This window comes from Ruminococcus sp. N15.MGS-57 (genome assembly GCF_000980385.1).
GTDB classification, from domain to species: domain Bacteria; phylum Bacillota; class Clostridia; order Oscillospirales; family Ruminococcaceae; genus Hominimerdicola; species Hominimerdicola aceti.
In genome coordinates, this window is the sequence record NZ_LARF01000150.1 from 1 (window position 1) to 338 (window position 338).

Consider the following 338-nt stretch of genomic DNA (forward strand, 5'->3'; position numbering starts at 1 on the left):
GATGAACTGTGGGTAGCGGAGAAATTCCAATCGAACCCGGAGATAGCTGGTTCTCTCCGAAATAGCTTTAGGGCTAGCCTTGAAATAGATTACCGGAGGTAAAGCACTGAATTGGCTAGGGGCCGAGAGGTTACTGAACCTTATCAAACTAAGAATGCCGGATAATCGTTTTTCAGGAGTCAGACAGTGGGAGATAAGTTTCATTGTCAAAAGGGAAACAGCCCAGACCCACAGCTAAGGTCCCCAAGTATAGTTAAGTGGAAAAGGATGTGGAATTGCACAGACAACCAGGATGTTGGCTTAGAAGCAGCCACTCATTAAAAGAGTGCGTAATAGCT

General features: G+C 45.6%; 1 rRNA gene. It reads left to right on the plus strand.

Annotated elements, in window-relative coordinates:
- Positions 1–338, plus strand: a 23S ribosomal RNA gene (locus tag WS40_RS11040); the annotation flags it as partial.